The sequence below is a fragment of the Streptomyces sp. 3214.6 genome, assembly GCF_900129855.1.
Classification (GTDB): domain Bacteria; phylum Actinomycetota; class Actinomycetes; order Streptomycetales; family Streptomycetaceae; genus Streptomyces; species Streptomyces soliscabiei.
In genome coordinates this window covers 3283278-3305301 of record NZ_LT670819.1, presented here as the reverse complement: position 1 = coordinate 3305301, position 22024 = coordinate 3283278, and the positions used below count along the sequence as shown (strand labels likewise).

At 72.7% G+C, this 22024-nt stretch carries 15 protein-coding genes; 11 read left to right on the top strand and 4 right to left on the bottom strand.

Features of this window, described 5'->3' with window-relative positions; genetic code table 11:
- The first annotated feature begins 54 nt into the window (after positions 1 to 54).
- The 3 genes from B5557_RS14680 (at position 55) to B5557_RS14670 (ending at position 1960) form a co-directional block, all read left to right on the top strand.
- Positions 55 to 1020 carry a zinc-binding dehydrogenase gene (locus tag B5557_RS14680; RefSeq protein WP_079659703.1) on the top strand — a complete coding sequence of 322 codons (966 nt, stop codon included), beginning with the start codon at positions 55 to 57 and terminating at the stop codon, positions 1018 to 1020.
- Positions 1021 to 1190: 170 nt separating this feature from the next.
- Entirely contained in the window at positions 1191 to 1400 is a 210-nt protein-coding gene (locus tag B5557_RS14675; RefSeq protein WP_018571396.1) for a helix-turn-helix domain-containing protein, read from the top strand.
- A complete protein-coding gene (locus B5557_RS14670) occupies positions 1400 to 1960 on the top strand; it encodes a Clp protease N-terminal domain-containing protein (protein ID WP_079659701.1) in 561 nt (186 codons plus the stop codon). The genes B5557_RS14675 and B5557_RS14670 overlap by 1 nt, the downstream gene beginning before the upstream one ends.
- A 43-nt stretch (positions 1961 to 2003) precedes the next feature.
- Here B5557_RS14670 and B5557_RS14665 read toward each other — a convergent pair whose 3' ends face one another.
- From B5557_RS14665 to B5557_RS14655, 3 genes are all read right to left on the bottom strand, one after another.
- Entirely contained in the window at positions 2004 to 3083 is a 1080-nt protein-coding gene (locus B5557_RS14665; protein WP_079659700.1) for a helix-turn-helix transcriptional regulator, read from the bottom strand.
- 1 nt (position 3084) lies between these two features.
- Positions 3085 to 3981: a DUF4097 family beta strand repeat-containing protein gene (locus tag B5557_RS14660; protein ID WP_159424383.1), complete on the bottom strand. Its 897-nt coding sequence runs from the start codon at positions 3979 to 3981 to the stop codon at positions 3085 to 3087.
- A 201-nt stretch (positions 3982 to 4182) separates the two neighbouring features.
- A complete protein-coding gene (locus B5557_RS14655; RefSeq protein WP_019058231.1) occupies positions 4183 to 4365 on the bottom strand; it encodes a DUF6104 family protein in 183 nt (60 codons plus the stop codon).
- Between the two features lie 146 nt (positions 4366 to 4511).
- Here B5557_RS14655 and B5557_RS14650 point away from each other — a divergent pair, with 146 nt between their 5' ends.
- From B5557_RS14650 to fxsT, 8 genes are all read left to right on the top strand, one after another.
- The gene (locus B5557_RS14650; RefSeq protein ID WP_079659697.1) at positions 4512 to 5030 is read left to right on the top strand and encodes a CU044_2847 family protein; all 519 of its coding nucleotides are present in this window, start codon (positions 4512 to 4514) and stop codon (positions 5028 to 5030) included.
- On the top strand, positions 5027 to 7303 hold the full coding sequence (locus B5557_RS14645) for a VMAP-C domain-containing protein (RefSeq protein WP_099935982.1): 2277 nt from the start codon (positions 5027 to 5029) through the stop codon (positions 7301 to 7303). Before B5557_RS14650 ends, B5557_RS14645 begins: the two co-directional genes overlap by 4 nt.
- 109 nt (positions 7304 to 7412) lie before the next feature.
- Positions 7413 to 8435, top strand: a complete 1023-nt coding sequence (locus tag B5557_RS14640; RefSeq protein WP_079659695.1) for an AAA family ATPase — start codon at positions 7413 to 7415, stop codon at positions 8433 to 8435.
- A gap of 7 nt (positions 8436 to 8442) precedes the next feature.
- Entirely contained in the window at positions 8443 to 11817 is a 3375-nt protein-coding gene (locus B5557_RS14635; protein WP_173877680.1) for an SAV_2336 N-terminal domain-related protein, read from the top strand.
- Between the two features lie 37 nt (positions 11818 to 11854).
- Positions 11855 to 12067, top strand: coding sequence for an FxSxx-COOH cyclophane-containing RiPP peptide (gene fxsA / locus B5557_RS14630; RefSeq protein ID WP_079659694.1), 213 nt, complete (start codon positions 11855 to 11857; stop codon positions 12065 to 12067).
- A gap of 181 nt (positions 12068 to 12248) precedes the next feature.
- On the top strand, positions 12249 to 13412 hold the full coding sequence (locus B5557_RS14625; protein ID WP_231976354.1) for an FxsB family cyclophane-forming radical SAM/SPASM peptide maturase: 1164 nt from the start codon (positions 12249 to 12251) through the stop codon (positions 13410 to 13412).
- Positions 13412 to 14866, top strand: coding sequence for an aKG-HExxH-type peptide beta-hydroxylase (locus B5557_RS14620; RefSeq protein ID WP_079664779.1), 1455 nt, complete (start codon positions 13412 to 13414; stop codon positions 14864 to 14866). The genes B5557_RS14625 and B5557_RS14620 overlap by 1 nt, the downstream gene beginning before the upstream one ends.
- 130 nt (positions 14867 to 14996) lie before the next feature.
- Positions 14997 to 18008 (top strand): FxSxx-COOH system tetratricopeptide repeat protein, encoded by a 3012-nt coding sequence (gene fxsT, locus B5557_RS14615; protein WP_079659692.1) that lies wholly within the window; start codon positions 14997 to 14999, stop codon positions 18006 to 18008.
- Positions 18009 to 18160: 152 nt separating this feature from the next.
- Here fxsT and B5557_RS14610 read toward each other — a convergent pair whose 3' ends face one another.
- On the bottom strand, positions 18161 to 21949 hold the full coding sequence (locus B5557_RS14610) for a multifunctional oxoglutarate decarboxylase/oxoglutarate dehydrogenase thiamine pyrophosphate-binding subunit/dihydrolipoyllysine-residue succinyltransferase subunit (RefSeq protein ID WP_079664776.1): 3789 nt from the start codon (positions 21947 to 21949) through the stop codon (positions 18161 to 18163).
- Positions 21950 to 22024: the final 75 nt, after the last annotated feature.

The following is a 22024-nucleotide window of genomic DNA, read 5'->3' as shown; positions in this document are numbered from 1 at the left end:
TCTCACAGCGGCGTCCGGTTTCGCCGGCCCCGCGCGCGGCCTATCGTCGGCTGCATGTTCGCCGCCTACGCCGCCCGCATCGACCGCGATCAGCCGCTTTCCGGACTGGAGTTGGGGGAGCTCCCGGCCCCCGAGGTCCGGCCGGGCTGGAGCACCGTCCAGGTCCGGGCCGCCTCCCTCAACCATCACGATCTCTGGTCGCTTCGAGGCGTCGGCCTCCCGGAGGACCGGCTGCCGATGATCCTCGGCTGTGACGCCGCCGGGATCGACGAGGACGGCAACGAGGTCGTCCTGCACTCCGTGATCGGGCAGACCGGGCACGGGGTCGGGCCCAAGGAACCCCGGTCCATCCTCACCGAGCGCTACCAGGGCACTTTCGCCGAGCAGGTCGCCGTGCCGACCTGGAACATCCTGCCCAAGCCCAGGGAGCTCTCCTTCGAGGAGGCCGCCTGTCTGCCCACGGCCTGGCTGACGGCGTACCGGATGCTGTTCACCAACGCGGGGGTGCGCCCCGGTGACTCCGTGCTCGTCCAGGGCGCCGGCGGCGGTGTCGCCACCGCGGCGATCGTCCTCGGCAAGGCCGCCGGGCTGCGGGTCTTCGCCACCAGCAGGGACGAGGCCAAGCGGAAGCGCGCGCTGGAACTCGGCGCCGTGGAGGCGGTGGAGCCCGGTGCGCGGCTGCCGCAGCGGGTGGACGCCGTCATCGAGACCGTCGGCGCGGCCACCTGGTCCCACTCGGTGAAGTCGCTGCGGCCCGGCGGCACGCTCGTCATCTCCGGCGCCACCAGCGGTGACCGGCCCTCGCACGCCGAGCTCACCCGGATCTTCTTCCTGGAGCTGAAGATCGTCGGCTCCACCATGGGCACCAAGGACGAGCTGGAGGATCTGCTCGCCTTCTGCGCCGCCACCGGCGTCCGCCCCGTCATCGACGAGGTGCTGCCGCTCGACCGGGCTCGCGAGGGCTTCGAACGGCTCGCGTCCGGCGACCACTTCGGAAAGATCGTGCTCACCCACGGCTGAAGGCTTCTCCGCAGGCTTTTCCGCAGGCTTCTCCGCCTGATTTTCTGTCTGATTTTCTGTCTGTTTCTCTGTCTGCTTCGAGGCGGGCCCGGGGATCCGGGCCCGCCTTTCGCATGCCGCTCTTGTCAACTGTGGTTGACAGGGCCTTCATGTCAACGTAAGTTGACATCATGACCGAAGCAACGGATCTCGCCGAGCGGGCCGGCGACCGCGATCCACGGGTCGGCCTGCGTGCCGTCGCCGCGCTGCGCCGACTGCTGGAGCAACTGGAGGCGGTGCAGGTGCGCAGTGCGCGCAATCAGGGCTGGTCCTGGCAGGAGATCGCCGCGGAACTCGGAGTCAGCAGACAGGCCGTGCACAAGAAATACGGGAGGCAGTGATGTTCGAGCGGTTCACGAAGGACGCCCGGGCCGTGGTGCAGGCGGCGGTGACGCATGCCGAGCGGGCGGGGGCGGAGCGGGTCGGGGAGGGGCATGTGCTGCTCGCGCTGCTCGACCGTGAGGGCAGCCGAGGCTCGTTCGCGCTGGCCTCGCTCGGGCTGCCGCCGGGCCGGCGCGAGGGCGTCGTACGGGATCTGGGCGAGGTCCGCCGCCGGGGCGGTCTCTCCCGCGCCGACGCGGACGCCCTCTCGGGGCTGGGCATCGACGTCACGGAGATCGTCTCGCGGGTCGAGGAGACGCACGGGAAGGGGGCGCTGGCCGCCGACGGCGGCGCAGTTCCCGGCGGACGCTTCCTGAGCCGACGGCCCTTCGACCGCGGGGCCAAGGACCTGCTCACCGACACGCTGCGCATCGCCGTGGGCCGCCGCGAACGGTCCATCGGCGACGAGCACCTCCTGCTCGCCCTGACCGCCCGCCGCGGCGCCCCGTCGGAGATCCTCGCCGACCACGGCGTCACGTACAGCTCCGTCACACGAGTGCTGGACGGCGACCGCTCCTAGAGGCTGAGGCTGAGGGTGAGGGCTGGGCGGGTGGAGGGGGAGGTCAGCGGTTTGGGGCTCGGAGTATCACTCCGATGTGGGCCGCCGCCGTCGACAGATGGCGGCGGGCCTCGCGGAGTTGCTCGCCAGTGACGCCCTGGTCGCGGGCCGCGTCGCGGATGTCGTCCCGGAAGCGGTCGAGGAGGCGGTCCAGATCGCGGGCCGGGTCGCCGCTGGAGTCCTCGTGGGCCCAGGCCGGTTCGTAGTCGGCGGGGAAGTCCTCCGGGGTGTGCGAGTACTCCGGCCGCTCGGTCGCCGGGCCGGCGGTCGCCGTGTTCGTCGTCGTGCCCGTGCGGCCGAAACCGAAGTCCTTGCCGAACTCGCCGAACTCCTTGGCCAGTTCGGTCAGGCCCTCGCGGACGCCCGTCGGCCAGTCGCCGCGTGCGAAGTGGTCCTGGACCTGCTCCTGGACCCGGCGCGCGATGCGCTGCACCTCTTCCTGGGCCTGGGACCGGGCCTGCTCCTGCGCCTCCTTGGCCTGGCGGCGGGCCCGCTGGGCCTCCTCGCGGGCGCGGCGGCTCTCGTCCTTGGCCCGGCGCGCCTGCTCCTTCCACTCCTGCTTGACGCGACGCATCTCCTCCTTGGCGGCGTGCCACGCCTCCTTGTCGCCGTACTCCCCGAAGTCCCCGTACCCGCCGGGCTGGGTGTGCTCGCCGTGCGCTGCCGCGCCCGGGCGAGTGCCCGGACGAGTGCCCTGGCGGGCCTCCGAGGCTGCCGCCCGCATCTCGCGCCGCAGATCGCCGGCCGCGCCGCGCACGTCGGCCCGGATCTCCGCGGCCAGTTCGGCGACGGACTCGCGGATCTCCAACTCCAGGTCGGCCAGTTCGCCGCTGCGGTCCGCCAGTTCGGCCCGGCCCGTGTCGGTGATGGCGTACACCTTGCGTCCGCCCTCGGTGGTGTGGGTGACCAGGCCCTCGGCCTCCAGCTTGGCCAGGCGGGGGTACACCGTGCCCGCCGACGGCGCGTAGAGCCCCTGGAAGCGCTCTTCGAGGAGGCGGATCACCTCGTAGCCGTGGCGTGGTGCTTCGTCCAGGAGCTTCAGCAGATAGAGACGGAGACGGCCGTGGGCGAAGACGGGAGGCATGTCAGAGCACCTTCTTTTCGGTCGTGCTGTCGGCCGGGCCGCCGGAGGAGCTCTCGCCGCCCGGGCCGGAAAACGCATTGTCCCGCTCGTCGTCCGCCGGAGGCCTCCGTAGCAGGGCGATCGAGCCGGAGACCGTCGTCGCCCTGAGCTTGCCGTTGCCGGCGCCCAGGCGGCCGGTGATGCGCTTGGCGCCCCACTGGCCGCTGACCCGGAGGTCCTCGAAGGCGTTGGAGACCGAGCCGCTCGCGGTGTTCGCCTCCACCTGTGCGTCCGCCGGGTGGGGCAGCCGGATGGCGATCTCGCCGGAGACGCTGGTCAGGTCGATGTGGGTGGGCCGGCTCGTCGGGTCGAGGTCGACGATCATCGACCCGCTCACCGAGTCGGCCTTCACGGAGGAGCCCGCCTCGACCACGGTCAGATCGCCCGAGACGGAGTTGAAGCGCAGGTCACCGGTGAGGGCCTGGGCCTCCACGCTGCCCGAGACGGTGTCCGCGCGGACCGGGCCGGCGAGTCCCACCAGGGTCGTGTCCCCGTTGACCCCCTTCACCTCGGCGCGGCCGTCGATGCCGGAGACCACCGCCCCCGCGCTCACCACACCCACCTCCACGCGGGTGCCGGCCGGCACGGCGAGCGAGACGACGGCGCTGCGCCGCCAGCCCTTGCGGTCGAGCCACTTGAGGAAGCCCTTCCAGGGCAGGTCCTCGTACGCCACCGTCAACGTGCCCTCGCGATGGCTCACCACCAGGGGCGGTCCCTCGATCCGGGAAACCTCCAGGCGGGCGGGGCCCTCCTCGGTGCCCACCACGTTCACGGTGCCGTCGACGATGCGTACGTGCAGTTCGCTCACAGGCTCGTCGAAGGAAAGCTTCCTCGGCTCGGCGACGGACCACTCGGACATGGTGCGGACCTCCTCCACGACAACGACACGACACGCCATATCGCGTCTCTCGTGAAACACGATATATCGCGGACGGGGAAAGTCAAGACACTCGATCCGGTGACCGGGCATGCCGAAGGGGCGCCCCGGAGGACGCCCCTTGTGCGGAAACCGGTGGAACCGGCGAGGAGCCGGACGACCGTCGCGGCCCGGTCTGCCGCCCTACTCGTCGTCCTCGTCGTCGTCCAGCCGGGCCAGCCACGTCGCCAGGCGCTCCACCGGCACCTCGAAGTCCGGATTCAGGTCGACGAACGTCCGCAGCTGCTCGGCGAGCCACTCGAAGGTGACCTCCTCCTCGCCGCGCCGCTTCTCGAGTTCCTCGATTCCGCGATCGGTGAAGTACATGGATCGTGCTCCGTGGGTCGGTCGTAGGGATAGGCATCCCCCCACGGGGGAAGGACCCTTGTTCCTGCGAGGGAGGGGACAGAAAAAGGATAGGCGCTGGGGGACCGGGAAAAACGGGGGAGTGTCGTGAGCGGCGGGGGAGTGGCATGACGGGTGAGGAAGTGACGCGGGTAGCGCGCATCGCGCTGCCGGACGGGACGCCCGTGTGGGCGAGGATCTCGGGGGCCGGGGAGCTGTCCGCTCCGTCCGGTCGGCTGTCGTACAGCGACACCGGGTTCGCCGAGCGGGTGGAGGCGAGCGTGGAGAGCCTGCACGCGCTCGTCACCGGGGTCGCACGGTCGCTGGCGGAGCCGCTGCGCGCGGTGCGGCCCGACGAGGTGAGCGTCGAGTTCGGCATCGAGCTGACCGCCAAGGCGGGGAAGGTCGTGGGCCTGCTCGCCGACGGCGAGGCCAAGGCCGGCATCACGGTCACCCTCACCTGGAACAGCGGACCGCCGGACCTCGACGCGCCGCCACCGCACGACGATCCCCCGTCCGCTGCCGCGGATCCACGCGCGCGTGACGGCTCATCGTCGGGCACGGGTGGGGCCCCGCGCGCGGGCGCGTCCCCCGGCGCGCCGATGCACGGGGGCGGCGACGGCACCGTCGGCGGGGGCGGGGCATGACGGGCGGGCACGCCCCGGGCGCATCGAACGCGTTCGATGCGGCCCGCCGTGCACTGCGTGGACTCGTCGTCGCGGCGACCGTGCGCATTCATCGCCCGGTGCTCGGGTATGCCCTGGAGGAGCCCGGCACGTTCCTCGGGAGCGGCTTCTTCATCGCCCCGAACTGGGTTCTGACCTGCGCACATGTGGCCTGCGGCGGGGAGGGGGGCGAGGTCGCGGTGGTGTATGAGACGGCGCCCGGCAGGGGCACGTCGACCGCGCCCGGCCGGGTGGTGGCGACGCTCCCCGACCGCGCCGAGCGGACCGACCACGCAGGCCGGGACGGGCGGGACGGGCGAACCCTGCCGGCCGGCAACTGGCCGGCCCCGGACCTCGCCCTGGTCCAGCTGACCGAGCCCGTCGACGACCACGAGTGCGTGTACGTCTCCGAACGCCCGGCCGCCTATTACGGCGAGGGCCGGGTGCTGTACGCCGGCTGGACCGAGAACGAGGGCCGCTTACAGGTCCTCGACGGGACGCTCACCGTGCAGGGCACCATCGGCGGCTGGTCGTCGGACGTGCAGATGCGGCTCGGCGACAACGACCTGCCGTACGGCGTCTCGGGCGGCCCGGTGATCGACCCCGTGCGCGGCGAGGTGATCGGCGTCCTGAAGGCGCGCTCGGACCACCGGCCCGGGGGCACGTCCACCGGGATCGAGCAGTTGCGCACCCTGCGGGTCCCGGCGGAGGCCGTGCCGGCCGAGCACAGCGACCTGTACCAGGCGGTCTTCCACGCGCACGACCGCTACCACCGCGACCGTCAGCGCCATCCGGCCTCCCGGCGCCAGACGTGGACCGACGTGCAGGGCCGGCTCGGCGCGCGGCCCGGCCGCACCCTCAGCCCGGACGAGCGGATCCAGCTGCTGGGCCGGCTCGCCGAACTCCCGCCGCCGCAGAGCACCCGCGCCCTGCTGGACATCCTCGACTCCCTCCCCGACTTCCAGGCCCCCACCCCGCTGCCCGCGCCGCGCGGCTGGCGCGACGGCCTCGGGGCGCTGTACGAGAGCGCGAGTGACGACGGCGCGCTGGAGCTCGTGCTCGACTACGCGATGCGGGCGATGTCCGCTCCCCGCCCGTTCGTCGTGCCCAGCACCCCGGACGCGGAGAAGGCGCTGTGGGTGTGGGTGTGGCAGGCCGCGCAGCGGCTCAGCGCCCGCTACCGGTCGGGCCTCGCCGAGCAGCGGATCGAGCGGCTGCGCCGCCGGGACGAGGCCGAGCACGGAGCGGCCGGCCGGCCGGGGCACGACGCCCCCGACACGATCTCCGGTGAGCCGGGCGGTTCCGGCGGCCGGCGGCGGCATCACCGGCGTGCCGACGCACACGCGCGTGCCCGTGCCGTCGGCAGCGCGGGCCGGCCCTCCGCCCTGCTCGAACTGGTGCGGCGCGGCTGGGAGCCGGACCGCTGCGACTGGTCGGTTTCGGTGTCCGTGCCCGGCGGCGCCGTGGTCCGGCTGCACGAGGCCGAGCGCACGCCGCTGGCCGACCTGCCCGCGCACCTCGCCGGTCCGCTCGCGGAGGCGTTCCGGCACTGCGACGAGCCCGGCAGGCCCGCGCTGCTGCAGGTGGCGCTGCCGCACGCGCTGCTCGGCCTGGAGGTGGACACCTGGCACCTCCCGCCCGACGAGGAGCCGTTGGGCGCCCAGCGGCCGGTCGTCGTGCGCTGCGCCGACCGCGACCGGCTGCCCGAGGAGGCGTACGGCGAGGACGAAGGCGACGCCGACGGCCACGTCGAAGGCGACGCCGAATCCGATGAGGGTGACGACGAGGACGACGTCGACGAGGAGCGCCGGGCCCGCTGGCGCTGGCTGCACGCCCACCGCGCGAAGGCCGAAGTCCTGGACTGCGACGAGGGGTTGCGCAAACCCGTGCCGACCGTGGAGCAGCTGCGCGCCCTGGCGCACGGCACCGTCCCGGTGCTCTGCCGGTACGGCGACCTCCGGTACGAGGACGACGCGGAGGCGCTCGCCCGGATCGTGCTCGGCGGGTACGGCGTGGCCCTGTGGCGCAGGCGGCGCGGCCGGCCCGACGCGGTCTGCGGGGAGTTCCACCGCGGCACGGTCGACGAGATCGCCGAACCGCCCAGCGTGCAGCACCTCCCCGAGGTCGTGCACGATCTGCGGATGCGGCTGCGCGCGGGCCGCACGGAGTCCTTCTGGGCGGACGGCGTCGCCCTGCTGTACGACGACCCCCACCAACCGCTCCCGGGAACCGGTGACCTGCTGGAGGCCCCTTGAGCACACCCGCCCGCGGGGCCGGTCGGCCCCTTACCAGTCACCCTCAGGATGGATAACGTGATGCACGTTCGGACGGCCGCGGCGGTGGACGAGTGACGAGGACCGGATCATGACCGAATCCAGTGAGTGGCTCATCTACCGAGGCGCCGGCGAACCCCACGACGGCCTGGAGCGGCTGCCCGACCCGCCCCCCTGGCGGGACTTCACCAGCCGTGACGCGGCCGGATCCGGCGACGGCTCCGAGGACCGCAGGCTCGGCGCGCACCGGCACCTGGCGGAACTGCACCGGCCGGGCGCCGAGGAGCTGGAGATGATCAACGCGGCGCTCTATCTGCGCCGCCCCCTGCTCGTCACCGGCAGCCCCGGCGCGGGCAAGAGCACGCTCGCGCACTCGGTGGCGTACGAACTCGGCCTGGGCAACGTGCTGCGCTGGTCCATCGTCAGCCGCTCCGCGCTCCAGGACGGGCTCTACCACTACGACGCGATCGCCAGACTGCAGGACGTGCAGATCGCCGCACAGGGCGGGTTCGGCTCGGCGGCGGGTACGCCGGGCGCGGTCGAGGGCATCGGCAGCTACATCCGGCTGGGCCCGCTCGGCACCGCGCTGCTGCCCTCCGACACCCCGCGCGTGCTGCTCATCGACGAGCTCGACAAGAGCGACATAGATCTGCCCAACGACCTGCTGAACGTCCTGGAGGAGGGCGAGTTCGCGATCCCCGAGCTGGAGCGCATCGCCGACCGGCTGCCGGACGGCGAGGCGGAGGTGCTGACCGCCGACGGGGTGAAGGTCCGGGTGCGCGACGGCCGGGTACGCTGCCGTGCCTTCCCGTTCGTGGTGCTCACCAGCAACGGCGAGCGGGACTTCCCGGCCCCGCTGATGCGCCGCTGCATCCACCTGGAGCTGGGGCGCCCCGACCACAATCGGCTCGCCACCTTCGTCCGCGCGCATCTCGGTGACGAGGCGGCCCGCGCGGGGGACGATCTGATCACCCGGTTCCTGGAGCGCTCACGCAGTGAACTCCTCGCGGCGGACCAGCTGTTGAACGCGATATACCTCACCGACGCGGCCGCGCCGCCCAGCCGTGACCGCCTGGCCGACCAGCTCATCCAGCGACTCGACCGCCCGAGGTGAGGGCCTGATGCCCGACGCTGCGGCCCGCCACGGCCCCGTCCCGCCCGACGGGAACCGTCCCGACACCCCCGCGCCCACGGCGCACGGCGGGGATCCGCTCGCCGAACTCGTCACGCGGCTGCGTGAGATCGGGCTCGATCCCGACGTGCGGCAGCTGTGCGACGCGCTGTGGCTGGCGCGCTGGACCCGGCCCGTGGAGACCCCCGACCAGGAGGACCCGCCCGGAACCGACGGGCGGCCCACACCCCGGCCCGACGGCGGACGCGGCCGGGACGGGGCCGGACGGCCGCACGAGGACCGTCCCGAGCGTCCGGAGCGACCCCCGCAGGACGTGGGGGCCGACGGCCGGGTGAGCCTGTACCCGGTGCCGCAGGACGGCGTGCCGCGGGCCCGTGGCACGGGCCGGGCCGCCGCGCTTCCGGTCGGTGTGCCCGCCGCCCCCGCACTGCCCTCCCCGCTCGAACTCCAGCGCGCATTACGGCGGTTGCAGCGCTACCGGAGCCCCGCGCCGCCGCTGCGCACGGAGCTGGACGAGACGGCGACGGCCGAGCGCAGCGCGCAGGCGGGCGGCCTGATCCTGCCCGTCCACCGCGCCGTCACCCGGGCCGACGCCCGGCTGCAACTGGTCCTGGACGCCTCGTCGTCGATGCGTGTGTGGGACCGGCTCTTCGTCGAACTGCAGCAGGTCTTCGGCCAGTTGGGTGCCTTCTCCGACATCCAGGTCAGCTATCTGCACCAGGGCCCCGACGGCGAGCCGGCCGTCAGCCGCAGCGCCGACGCCTACGCGGCGCCGCTGCACTCCACGGACCGGCTCAGCGATCCCACCGGCCGCCGCATCGTCCTGGTCGTCAGTGACTGCGCGGGCCCCCTGTGGCACAGCGGCCACGCGCACCGGCTGCTGCACCACCTCTCCCGGCAGGGCCCCGTCGCCGTGCTCCAGCCGCTGCCGCAGCGCCTGTGGCACCGCACCCGACTCCCCGTGGTCTTCGGCGAGTTGAGCCGCGGCGAGACGCTCGGCGGTGCCGCCGCCCTGCGTGTGCGGACCCCGGCTGGCGTCCCCTCGGAGGCCCGGCGGGGAGCGCTGCCCGTACCGGTGCTGCCGCCCGAGCCGGTGGCCCTCGGCGCCTGGGCCAGGCTGCTGTCCGGGGCCGGCGCGGGGCAAGTGCCGGGCGCCGTGGGCTGGGTGCGCGCGGACCAGCCGCCCGCCCCGGCCGCCCGCGCGGACCGGCGGCGCACGCCGCTCGAACGGGTCAGCCGGTTCAGCTCCAGCGCCTCCTCGGCCGCCGGACGCCTCGCCGTCTACCTGGCCGCCGCACCACTGTGCCTGCCCGTGATGCAGCTCGTGCAGCGCACCATGCTGCCCGACTCAGGGCCCGCCGAACTCGCCGAGGTGCTGGTCGGCGGGCTCGTCACCCGCGCCTCGGAGGAGTACTCGCGCGACGGCGCCCAGTGGTACCACATCGAGCCGGACGTCCGTGACGCCCTGCTGTCCCGGCTCGGCCGCGACGAGGCCATGCTGGTGCTCAAGCACTGCTCGGAGTACATCGAGCAGCGCTTCGGCAAGGGCGGCCCCAACTTCCCGGCCCTCGCCCTGGCCCAGCTCGGCGACGCCGGCGCGGGCCGCCCGTACGCGCCCACCGCCCGCCCCGCGGACAACGGCGACAACGGCGGCCACGGCGACGACGCCTCCGTGCCACAGCCGTTCGCCGAAGTCGCGGCCCGCGTCCTGCGCCGGTTCATGCCACTGCCCGAGCAGTTCGCGACGTACGACGGGCAGACCGGACCGGGACAGGCCGCGGACCGGCCGACGCACCAGGCGGTCCGCCGGGCCCGCCGGCTGATCGAACGCTTCGACAGCGAGGGCATGATCCAGGACGTCATCGACGCGGTGCAGCTGCTGCGCGGCGCCACCGAACACGAGCGGCCGGTCGGCGCGGACCCCGAGCTGTGGGCCGAGTACGCGCACTGCACGCTGCGCCTGTGGGAGGTGCAGGGCGGCGACGACCTGCTCCAGGAGGCCGAGGCGGCCGCGGAACGGGCGGCCGCCCACCCGCGCCGGCTGCACGAACGGGCCGTCCTGGCCCGGGTGCTGCACGCCGCCGCGACCGACCGCAGGCGACGCGGCGACCGGACCGCGGCCCTCGACCTGCTGCGTCGCGCCGACCGCGAGTACGCCGTGGCCTGCGCGGCCCCCGACCTCGACGAGAACGAGGCGCTGAAACTCACCCTGCAGCGGGTCCGCGCCCTGGAGGCGCAGTGGCGGCTCGGCGGGGACAGCGCACTGCTCCAGGGCGCCGTCGGCATGCTGGAGGCCTTCGCCGACGTCTGGCCCGACCGGCGGCTGCGGCCGCCCGAACTCCCCCTGGAACACGGCCGGATCCTGCTGCGCCTCTCCGGCGCCACCGTCGACCCCGTCCAGGCCCGCCTCTACGCCGAGCAGGGCGCCCAGTCGCTGCGCAACGCCCTGGACACCGCCGTGGAGCCGTACACCGCCGAGTCGGCCCGCGCGCGGGTACGCGTCCTCCTCGACCTGGTCGACGCGCTGCTCCAGGCGGGCGGCCCGCTGGACGACGCCCAGGACCGGGTCGACGAGGCCCTCGCCCTGGTGCGTGAACAGGGGCAGCGGGCGGCGCTGCTGGTGCGGGCCGGCCGGATCGCCGTGGCCCGCTACGCCGAGTCGGGCGAACCGGCGGACCTGGAGACGGCCGCGGAGCGCTTCGCGCTGGCCTCCCAGCGCATGTCCCGCGACGCGCCCGCGCACGCCGACGTCCTCGCCGAGTGGGGCGAGGTGCTGCTGCGGCTGGCCGGACTCCCGTACGCGCGCGCCCAGAGCATGCTGTCCCCGGCGATCCGCGTCCTGCGGGACTGCCGGATGGAGACCCCGGCGGGCAGCCGCCAGGTCGCCCACCGGCTGCTGTTGCTCGGCCGCGCGCTGATGCTGCGCTACCGGGCCCGCGGGGACCGCGTCGACCTGCGCGAGGCCGAGCACCTGTTCGGGCTCGCGGCGGCGGAGGCGGACGATCCGCTGCTGGCCGCCCGCTGCCGCCTCGACCTCGGCCAGGTCCAGTTCGAGGCCTACCGCAGCCTGCGCCGCCCGGCCCGCCTCGACCTCGCCGTCGACGCGTTCCGGGACGCGGCGGAGGCGGCCCGGGAGGCGGAGGGCACGGCCGAGACCGAGCACCGCCGGCAGGAAGCCGTCCAGACGGGTGCGCAGGCACACCACTGGCGGGGTATGTCCTATGAGGCGGCCGCACGCCCACGCGCCGCCCGGGAGGCCTATCGCGCCGCCCGCGCGGAGTGGTCGCGGCTGCCCGACGACCACCTGGGCACGGGTGAGCCGACGGCGGAGCAGACGGCGCAGCGGCTCGCCGAACTGGGGTGAACGCGGCATCGGGGCGAGTGAGCGAGAGGAGAACGCGATGGACGGACACATCGAGCCACCGGGGGGTCTGCCCGAACGGTCGGACCTGCCAGACCTGCCTGAGCCATCGGAGCTGCCGGACCTGACGGAGCTGAGCCTGGCCGAGTTGGGGACGATCCAACACCCGCTGCTCCAGGAGGTGTTGACGGATCTGCGTGAGCGGGCCAGGAGGCCGAGCGAGATGCTCTGGGGATGGAACAGCTCGTTCTGAAGCCCCGACCCGTCACAGAAGTCCTGACCCAGCACCGTCACGGCCCTGCGCGCCACGTCGGTTTCGGTCGTGTCGTCCACCGAATCGGACAGCCTTGCGCGGTCCGAGTTTGGGGTGTCCCCCGGGACGGGAAGCGGTCCCGTACGGGCAGGGTGGTGGCGCGGGACAGGGGGGTGCTGATGTGTCCGAAAAGCACGTGCCCTTCCGGCAGTTCATCGTCAAGGTCCACGGTCGCTGCAACCTCGCCTGCCGGTACTGCTACCTCTACGAGGGCCCCGACGACACCTGGCGCGACCGCCCCGCCGCCGCGTCCTGGGAGGTCCTGGACCGCACCGCCGCCCGCATCGCCGAGCACGCGCACACCCACGGCCTGGCCGCCCTCTCGCTGATCCTGCACGGCGGCGAGCCGCTGCTCGCGGGAGCTGACACGCTCGGCCGGTTCACCGCCCTGGTCCAGGACCGCGCCCCGGCCGGCTGCACGGTCCGCGCCGTCGTCCAGACCAACGCCACCCTGCTCACCGAGAGGCGCGTGGCGACCCTGGCCCGGCACCGCGTCGGCGTGGGCATAAGCCTCGACGGAGGCCTTCCCGCCCACAACGCACGGCGCGTCGACCACGCGGGCCGCCCGTCCTGGCCCGCCGCCGCACGCGGAGCCCGTCTGATCGCCCACCGCTTCCCGCAGTCGTACGCCGGGATCCTGGCCGTCGTCGACGTCACGCAGGACCCGGTGGAGACGTACGAGTCCCTGCTCGCCATGCGGCCACCGGCCCTGGACCTGCTGCTGCCGCACGGGAACTGGTCGGCTCCGCCGCCGCACTGGGACAGCACGGCGACCGTGTACGGCGACTGGCTGTGCACCGTCTTCGACCGCTGGTGGGAGGCCGGACGGCGGGAGACCCGGGTACGGCTCTTCGAGGAGTGCGTGGCGCTGCTGCTCGGACTGCCGGCGATCTCGGAGGCGCTCGGGCTGGAGCCCTTCGACGCCGTGGTCGTCGAGACGGACGGGTCGATCGAGCAGACGGACGCCCTGAAATCGGCCTACGAGGGCGCGGCCCGCACCGGCCTGGACGTCTTCCGGCACACCTTCGACGAGGCGCTGCGGCATCCGGGCGTGGCCGCCCGGCAGGCGGGCGCGGCGGCGCTCGCCAGGCAGTGCCGCGCCTGCCCGCTGCTCTCGGTCTGCGGAGCGGGCCACTACGCCCACCGGTACCGGGCGGGCCACGGCTTCCGCCACCCTTCGGTGTACTGCGCCGACCTCCAGCGGTTCATCCGACATGTGGCCGCCCGGCTCGCGGGGGTCGCCGCCACCGCCGTCCCGCCCTCACCCGAAAGGGGCGCGTCGTGATCCTTCCGGAGATCCCGGACCAGGCCCTCACCGAACTCGGCCGGTCCGAGGGCAGCGCCGGCACCCTCGCGTTCCTCGCCCGGGACCAGGACGCCCGACGGTTGCTTCTGCTGCGCGCCGTGCTCGACGCCGCCGAGGCGGCGGATCCCGCCGTCTGCTCCGCCGCGCAGAGGTCGCGGCTGCGAGACGACTGGGCGCTGCTCACCGAGGCGGACCGCACCGCACCCACCGGCCTGCGGTCTCCCGGGGACCCCGACCGCCCGGCGGCCTCCTTCGCCCGCGCCCGGCTGCTGTATCCGCTCACCGGACCGTGGGCGCTGAGCTGTCTGCGCGGCCTGGAGCCGGCGGAGCGGCCGCCCACCCCGTATAGCGCGCGCGAACTGCGCCGCGCCCTCGCCCACTTCAGTGCCCTCGCCGCCGCGTCCGCCGCACGCGCCGGAATCCCCTTCGCCGTCGAACTGACGGCCCACGACGGAGTGCTCAACCTTCCCTCCCTCGGATCCCTGCACACGGCCACCGCCGGCGACGTCACGGTCGAAGTGACGTACGAAGAAGGCAGAGTGATGCTCCGTCAGTCCGATGCCCCGGACGTGATCGTGTTCCTGGAGCGCGCGTTCGGCGCCTGGTCCGGTGCGCTCGCCTGGACACCCGCGTACGCGCTGCCCGGGCTGGTGCCCGAGGCCGCGCCCATGCCCCTGGACGACCTCGACCCGTACCGCACGGCACGCGGCGACCCCCGCCACCGCGCGCTGAGCGCGCCGACGACACTCGACGACCCGGAGCGCAAACGGTGGCTCCAGGCCTGGTCGGGCACCGCCGCCGCACTACGCTCGGGCGGCGCGCACCGCCCGGCGGAGGCGCTGGCGCTGCTGCGCTGCCTGGTCCCCCTGGAGATGCCGCCGGACGCGGAAGGCCACGGCGGCTGCAGCGCGACCCGGCGCGACGCGTTCGGCGCGCTGCTGTGCAGCACCCAGTCCTCGCCGGTGGCCTTCGCAGGGACCCTCGTCCATGAACTCCAGCACGCGAAACTGGCGGCGCTCAGCGACCTGACGACCCTGCATCAGGCAGGCCCGGACGCCCGGTACTTCGCACCCTGGCGCCCCGACCCGCGCCCGTTCGACGGCCTGCTGCAGGGCGCCTACGCGCATCTGGGGCTCGCGGACTTCTTCCAGCGTCGCGCGCTCACCGTGGACCGCGCGCACCGGGAGTCCGCCTGGGCCCAGCACGCCCGCTACCGCGCCCAGGTCGGCGCGGCCCTGCCCGCACTGGTCGGCGCACCGCATCTCACCCCCCGGGGACGGCGCTTCGTCGACGCCATGGCCGCCGCCCACGAGGACATGGGCGAGCATCCCGCGCCCCGCGGCCACACCGCCCGCGCCCAGGCATATCTGAAGGCCGCGCGCACCTTGTGGACACGGCGTCAGACCTCGTCCGCGCCACGGCCGAATGAGTGAAGATACCCGCGTCGGGCCGCCCACTGCGGAAAGATCGTCGCGCCGAGGTGTCGTTCGCGGGCCCGCCACACTTACCAGCGAGGCGCCGAGGTTCTAGGATTTTTGTGGACTACGCGCTGGAGGCCGCTGCATGTCTGGAGCTCGTACGCCGGTCGTTACGACCGTGGGGGAGGCGGCGAAACAGACCGTCACGATCAGCTTCGCCGGGTTCAACCGCGCCTGGGCCGCCTGGATCGGGGACCGGCTGGAGCGCCGGGGACTACGCGTCGTGTTCCAGCGCTGGGACTCCCCGGCGGAGATCCCGCTCGCTGACCTGCTGCGCCATCTGAAACTGGCCGAGGGCCGCATCCTCGTCGTCGTCAGCGAGTGGTACTTCCAACTCGGGCCGCGCACCCGCGAGGAGTGGAACGAGGCACTGGGCGAGGTCGTGGCCCCCGACCCGGCCCGCTTCGCGGCCGTCTCCGTCACCACCGCGGCCGTGCCCTCGGCCGCAGCCGTCCTCGCCCCCGTCGAACTGATCAACGTGGGCGCCGACGAGGCCGAACGGCGCCTGCTGGACCGGCTCGGCCTGCTCCCCGGCCCGCTCCCGGAGCCCGGCGAGACCGAGCGCCGCGCGCCCCGTTTCCCCGCGTCCATGCCCGAGGTGTGGGGCGGCGTCCCGCGCCGCAACACCCGTTTCACCGGCCGTGAGGCGATCCTCAACGACGCCTACCACCAGTTGCAGAGCGCCGCCCCGGGCGCGGGCGTGGTGACCCTCCACGGCATGTCGGGGGTGGGCAAGACCCAGCTCGCCGCCGAGTACGTCTACCGCTTCGGCTCCGAGTACGACGTCGTGTGGTGGGTCAACGCCGAGAAACGGGTCACCTACCGACGCCTGCTGGCCGAACTCGCCCCCAAGCTGGGCCTGCGCACGGGGCAGGAGTACGGCGAACGGCTGCGCGCGGTCCGCGACTCGCTGCGCCGGGGCGACCCCTTCGCCCGCTGGCTGCTCATCCTGGACGGCGCCGACGAACCGGACCAGATCTGGGACCTGGTGCCCACCGGCCCCGGCCACGTGATCATCACTTCGCGCAACCCGGAGTGGAGCGAGCACAACAGCATGCTGCTGGAGGTGCCGGTGTACGAACGCTACGAATCGGTGGCGTTCATCCGCCGCCGCGCGCCCCGGCTCAGCGAGCCGGAGGCCGACCAGCTGGCGGACGCCCTGGAGGACCTGCCGCTGCTGCTGGACCAGACGGCGGGCTGGCTCAACGACTCGGACCTGTCGGTGCAGGAGTACATCGGCCTGCTGGAAGGAGGCATCGACCAGGACGTCGTGAAGGTCTCGGCGGACTTCCCGCTCGCCTTCCAGACGGCGTGGTCGATACTGCTGAACAAACTCCGCGAGACCGTCCCCGAGTCCGTCGACCTCCTACGGCTGTGCACCTTCTTCGCGCCCGGCTTCATCCCCGTACGCCTGCTCAAGGAGATGCCGAGCGGCGACCTGCCCGAACAGATCGCCGGACTGCTCAACGACCCGCTGCTGTGGAACAAGGCGATCAGCCAGCTTCGCCAGTACTCCGTGGTGCGCCTGGAGTCCCACGAGAACCTCGGTGACGAGGCCGCCTCCTCCGGTGAGTCCCTCTACCTGCACCGCATGGTCCACCAGATCGTCCAGAAGGACATGCCGGACGCGGACCGCGCCGAGTTCATCGACGTCGTACGGCGGGCCCTGGCCGCGGCCGATCCGCGCAGGCCCACCGACACCCGCCTGTGGCCGCGGTACGCCGAGATCGTGCCGCACCTGAAGTACGCGGACGTCCTCAACAGCCGGGACCCCAACGTCCAGGGCCTGGTGCTGAACTGCCTGCGCTACATGTACTTCTCCGGTGAGTACACGGCCGGCATCAAGCTCGGCGAACGCGCCATCGAGGCCTGGCCCTCGGTGTTCGGCGAGAGCCACCCGCGGCTGTGGGAACTCACCTTCCACTACGTCAACGTGCTGCGTGCCGGCGGCGACTACGCGCGCACCGAGTCCCTCAACCGCGCGGCCGTCGAGCAACTGCGGGAGGAACGGGGCCCGCAGGACCTGGAGCATCTGCGCTTCGCGAGTGGCCTCGCCGCCGACCTGCGCGGCCTGGGCCGCTACGACGAGGCGCTGGAACTCTCCCAGTGGGTGCTGGTCGCCTACCGCGAACTGCTCGGCGAACAGGACTCGCGCAGCCTCAACTCGCTGAACAACCTGGCCGTCTCGCTCCGGCTGCTCGGTCGCTACCCGGAGGCCCTGGACATCGACCGGCAGGTCATGGAGGCGCGGCGACTGGTGCTGAAGGGGCGTCACCCATGGACGCTCGACTCCCAGATCTCCTACTCCATCGACCTGAGGCTGCTGGGCCGCTACACGGAGGCCGAGTCGATCCAGACGCAGAGCGTCCGCGACAACCGCATCGTGATGGGGGACAGCAACCCGCAGACGCTGAAGGCCGAGTACAACCTGGCCCTGTGCCAGTACCGCAACGGTGAGCGCGCGAGGGCCGGCGAACTCTTCAGCACCGTCCTGGAGAGCGGCGAACGGGTGATGGGCGAGACCCACCCGTGGACGCTGATGTTCGCCTGCGCCCAGAGCTGCTTCGCACGGGAGCACGGCGACATCGACCAGGCCCGGGAGCTCAGCGAGGCCGTCGTCGCACGCTACGAGGTGATGCTGGCCGACACCCATCCCTTCGTCGCCGGGGCCCGCGCCAACCAGGCGCTCATCCTGCGCAACGTGGGTGAGCGGGAACACGCCCACGTCCTCCTCGAACAGGCGCTGGCCGCCATGACCGACGCGGTCGGGGAGAGCCACCCCTGGGCCCTGGGGTGCGCGCTCAACGCCTCGGCCCTGCGCAACCTCGTCGGCGACACCGAGAGCGCGGCCGCGCTCAGCAGGGACACGGTGGCGCGCGCCACCGAGCTGCTCGGGCGCACCCACCCGCTCACCCTGTCGGCGCGCATCGCGCATGCGGCCGACCTGCGCGGGCTTCGGGACCGCCGGCAGGCCGAGAAGGTCGAGCAGGAGGCGCTCTCGGACCTTGAGGCGACGCTCGGCAAGCAGCATGTCCACACCATCTCCGCCCGCTCCCGCAACCGGCCGTACTGGGACTTCGAACCCCAGACGACCTGACCCCGGACGACCTGACCCCGGACGACCTGACCCCGGACGACCTGACCCCGGGCGACCGACCCCCGACGATGTGCCGGACGCCCGGCAGAACGCCGAAGGGCCCGCTCCCGAAACCTCGGGAGCGGGCCCTTCGCCCGTCGTGCGGGTGAGGACTACGCCTCGAACACCTCACGGACCAGCTGCTCCTGCTCGGCCTGGTGACGCTTGGCCGAGCCCACGGCCGGCGACGAGCCGTGCGGGCGCGAGATGCGGCGCAGGCGCTCGCCGTGCGGCACGTCCGCGCCGACCGCGAGGTCCAGGTGGTCGATCAGGTTCAGGGCGATGAACGGCCAGGCGCCCTGGTTGGCCGGCTCCTCCTGGGTCCACAGGTACTTCTCGGCGTTCGGGTACTTGTTGACCTCCGCCTGGACCTCCGCGCCCGGCAGCGGGTACAGCCGCTCGAGGCGGATGATCGCCGTGTCCGTGAGACCGCGCTTCTGACGCTCGGCGTCCAGGTCGTAGTAGACCTTGCCGGCGCAGAAGACGACCTTCTTCACGGCCGCCGGGTCGGTGACCGTGGTGTCGCCGATGACCGGGCGGAACTGGCCCGTGGTGAACTCCTCCGCCTTCGACGCGGCGGCCTTCAGCCGCAGCATCGACTTCGGGGTGAAGACGACCAGCGGCTTGTGGTGCGGGTTGTGCACCTGCCACCGCAGGAGGTGGAAGTAGTTCGACGGGAGCGTGGGCATCGCGACCGTCATGTTGTTCTGGGCGCAGAGCTGCAGGAACCGCTCCACGCGCGCGGACGAGTGGTCCGGGCCCTGGCCCTCGTAGCCGTGGGGGAGCAGGAGCGTGACGCCGGACGTCTGGCCCCACTTCTGCTCGGCCGCCGAGATGTACTCGTCGACCACCGTCTGCGCGCCGTTGACGAAGTCGCCGAACTGCGCCTCCCACATCACCAGCGCGTCGGGGCGGGCCAGCGAGTAGCCGTACTCGAAGCCCATGACCGCGTACTCGGACAGCAGGGAGTTGTAGACGTTGTAGCGGGCCTGCTCGTCGGCGAGGTACTGGAGCGGGGTGTGCTCCTCGCCCGTCTCACGGTCGATGAGGACCGCGTGGCGCTGGCCGAAGGTGCCGCGCTGCGAGTCCTGACCGGACAGCCGGACCGGGGTGCCCTCCAGGAGCAGGGAGCCCACGGCCAGCGTCTCGCCCATGCCCCAGTCGATCGTGCCGTCCTCGACCATCGACGCCCGGCGCTGCAGCTGAGGCAGCAGACGCGGGTGGACGTGGAAGTAGTCGGGGATGTTGACCTGGGACTCGGCGATGCGCTTGACGACCTCCGCGGAGACGGCGGTGTTCACCGCGACGGGGAAGTTGTCCTGCGGCTCGTGGACGTCGCCGGCGGCGGGCTGCGCGGTGGCCTCGCGGACCTCCGTGAAGACCTTCTCTAGCTGGCCCTGGTAGTCCTGCAGCGCCTGCTCGGCCTCTTCCAGGGTGATGTCGCCGCGACCGATGAGGGACTCGGTGTACAGCTTGCGCACCGAGCGCTTCTTGTCGATCAGGTCGTACATCAGCGGCTGGGTGAAGGCCGGGTTGTCCGACTCGTTGTGACCGCGGCGGCGGTAGCAGATGAGGTCGATCACCACGTCCTTGTTGAACGCCTGACGGAACTCGAAGGCGAGCCGCGCGACGCGGACCACGGCCTCCGGGTCGTCGCCGTTCACGTGGAAGATCGGGGCCTCGATCATGCGGGCCACGTCCGTGGCGTACATCGACGAGCGCGAGGACTCCGGGGCGGCGGTGAAGCCGACCTGGTTGTTGATGACGATGTGGACCGTGCCGCCCGTGCGGTAGCCGCGCAGCTGCGACATGTTCAGGGTCTCGGCCACCACGCCCTGGCCCGCGAAGGCCGCGTCGCCGTGCAGGGCGACCGGCAGGACGGTGAAGTCCGTGCCGCCCTTGTTGATGATGTCCTGCTTGGCGCGGGCGATGCCCTCGATGACCGGGTCGACCGTCTCCAGGTGGGAGGGGTTCGCGGCCAGCGAGACCTTGATCTGCTCGCCGTCCAGGCCCGTGAAGGTGCCCTCGGCGCCCAGGTGGTACTTCACGTCGCCGGAGCCGTGCATCGACTTCGGGTCGAGGTTGCCCTCGAACTCGCGGAAGATCTGCGCGTACGACTTGCCGACGATGTTCGCCAGGACGTTCAGGCGGCCACGGTGGGCCATGCCGATGACGACCTCGTCGAGCCGCGACTCGGCCGCGCTGTCCAGCACCGCGTCCAGCAGCGGGATGACGGACTCGCCGCCCTCCAGCGAGAAGCGCTTCTGGCCGACGTACTTGGTCTGCAGGAACGTCTCGAAGGCTTCCGCGGCGTTCAGGCGGCGCAGGATGCGAAGCTGCTCCTCGCGCTCCGGCTTGGTGTGCGCGCGCTCGATGCGGTCCTGGATCCAGCGGCGCTGCTTCGGGTCCTGGATGTGCATGAACTCGACGCCGGTGGTGCGGCAGTACGAGTCGCGCAGCACGCCGAGGATGTCGCGCAGCTTCATCAGGGACTTGCCGGAGAAGCCGCCGACGGCGAACTCGCGCTCCAGGTCCCACAGGGTGAGGCCGTGCTCGGTGATGTCCAGGTCGGGGTGCTTGCGCTGGCGGTACTCCAGCGGGTCGGTGTCGGCCATGACGTGGCCACGGACCCGGTAGGAGTGGATCAGCTCGAAGACCCGGGCGGCCTTGGTGACGTCGTCGTCGTGGCTGGCGTCGATGTCCTTGAGCCAGCGGACCGGCTCGTAGGGGATGCGCAGCGCCTCGAAGATCTCGTCGAAGAAGCCGCTCTCGCCGAGGAGGAGGTTGGCGACGATCCGCAGGAACTCGCCGGAGGCGGCTCCCTGGATGACCCGGTGGTCGTAGGTCGACGTGAGCGTCATGACCTTCGAGATGCCGAGCTTGTTCAGGGTGTCCTGGGAGGTGCCCTGGAACTCCGCCGGGTAGTCCATGGAGCCGACGCCCATGATGACCGACTGACCGGGCATCAGACGCGGGACCGAGTGGACGGTGCCGAGGCCGCCGGGGTTGGTCAGGGAGACCGTGACGCCGGTGAAGTCGTCCATCGTCAGCTTGCCGTCGCGGGCGCGGCGGACGATGTCCTCGTAGGCCTGCCAGAACTCGAAGAAGTTCAGCGTCTCGGCCTTCTTGATGCCGGCGACGACGAGCTGGCGGTCGCCGTTGGGCTTCACCAGGTCGATGGCCAGGCCGAAGTTGACGTGCGGCGGCTTGACGAGGGTGGGCTTCCCGTCCTTCTCCGCGTAGTGCCAGTTCATCGACGGCATGGCCTTGATGGCCTGCACCATCGCGAAGCCGATCAGGTGCGTGAAGGAGATCTTCCCGCCCCGGGCGCGCTTGAGGTGGTTGTTGATGACGATGCGGTTGTCGAACAGCAGCTTCACCGGGACGGCGCGCACGGACGTGGCCGTGGGCAGCTCCAGCGAGGCGTTCATGTTCTTGGCGACCGCGGCGGCCGGGCCGCGCAGCGTCACGAACTCCGGGCCCGCAGGCGCCTCGGTCGCAGGTGCGGCCTTCGCGGCGGCGGCCGGCTTGGCCGCGGGGGCCGCCTTCGCCGGAGCGGGAGCCGGAGCGGCGGCCGCGGGCTTCGGGGCGGCGGCCGGGGCCGGCACGGGAGCGGCGGGGGCCGCCGCAGCCGGGGCGGCGGGCGCCGGGGGCGTGGAGGTGGTCGCTGCGGCCCCCGCGGCCGCAGTACCCGCCGGAGCCGAGGGCGCGGCCGCCCCCGGCTTGTAGTCGGCGAAGAAGTCCCACCAGGCACGGTCTACCGAATTCGGGTCCTGGAGGTACTGCTGATAGATCTCGTCGACGAGCCACTCGTTCGGTCCGAACGCGGCCGCGGGATTCTTGCCCGCTTGGTCTGCGTCGGTCGAGATGCTCGATGCGTTACTGGGGGACTGTGGCGACACGGCGGCAACCGCCCTCTTCCGCTTCACAAGGTGATGGACAGCGGGAATAAAGGCTACGCCCCCGAGAGGGGGAAG

Excerpts from the sequence above, each read along its gene's own strand:
- B5557_RS14670 (WP_079659701.1), top strand. The coding sequence starts at position 1,400 with ATGTTCGAGCGGTTCACGAAGGACGCCCGGGCCGTGGTGCAGGCGGCG.
- B5557_RS14650 (WP_079659697.1), top strand. The coding sequence starts at position 4,512 with ATGACGGGTGAGGAAGTGACGCGGGTAGCGCGCATCGCGCTGCCGGAC.
- fxsA (WP_079659694.1), top strand. The coding sequence starts at position 11,855 with ATGGACGGACACATCGAGCCACCGGGGGGTCTGCCCGAACGGTCGGAC.
- B5557_RS14660 (WP_159424383.1), bottom strand. The coding sequence starts at position 3,981 with ATGTCCGAGTGGTCCGTCGCCGAGCCGAGGAAGCTTTCCTTCGACGAG.
- B5557_RS14680 (WP_079659703.1), top strand. The coding sequence starts at position 55 with ATGTTCGCCGCCTACGCCGCCCGCATCGACCGCGATCAGCCGCTTTCC.
- fxsT (WP_079659692.1), top strand. The coding sequence starts at position 14,997 with ATGTCTGGAGCTCGTACGCCGGTCGTTACGACCGTGGGGGAGGCGGCG.
- B5557_RS14645 (WP_099935982.1), top strand. The coding sequence starts at position 5,027 with ATGACGGGCGGGCACGCCCCGGGCGCATCGAACGCGTTCGATGCGGCC.
- B5557_RS14640 (WP_079659695.1), top strand. The coding sequence starts at position 7,413 with ATGACCGAATCCAGTGAGTGGCTCATCTACCGAGGCGCCGGCGAACCC.
- B5557_RS14665 (WP_079659700.1), bottom strand. The coding sequence starts at position 3,083 with ATGCCTCCCGTCTTCGCCCACGGCCGTCTCCGTCTCTATCTGCTGAAG.
- B5557_RS14655 (WP_019058231.1), bottom strand. The coding sequence starts at position 4,365 with ATGTACTTCACCGATCGCGGAATCGAGGAACTCGAGAAGCGGCGCGGC.
- B5557_RS14635 (WP_173877680.1), top strand. The coding sequence starts at position 8,443 with ATGCCCGACGCTGCGGCCCGCCACGGCCCCGTCCCGCCCGACGGGAAC.
- B5557_RS14675 (WP_018571396.1), top strand. The coding sequence starts at position 1,191 with ATGACCGAAGCAACGGATCTCGCCGAGCGGGCCGGCGACCGCGATCCA.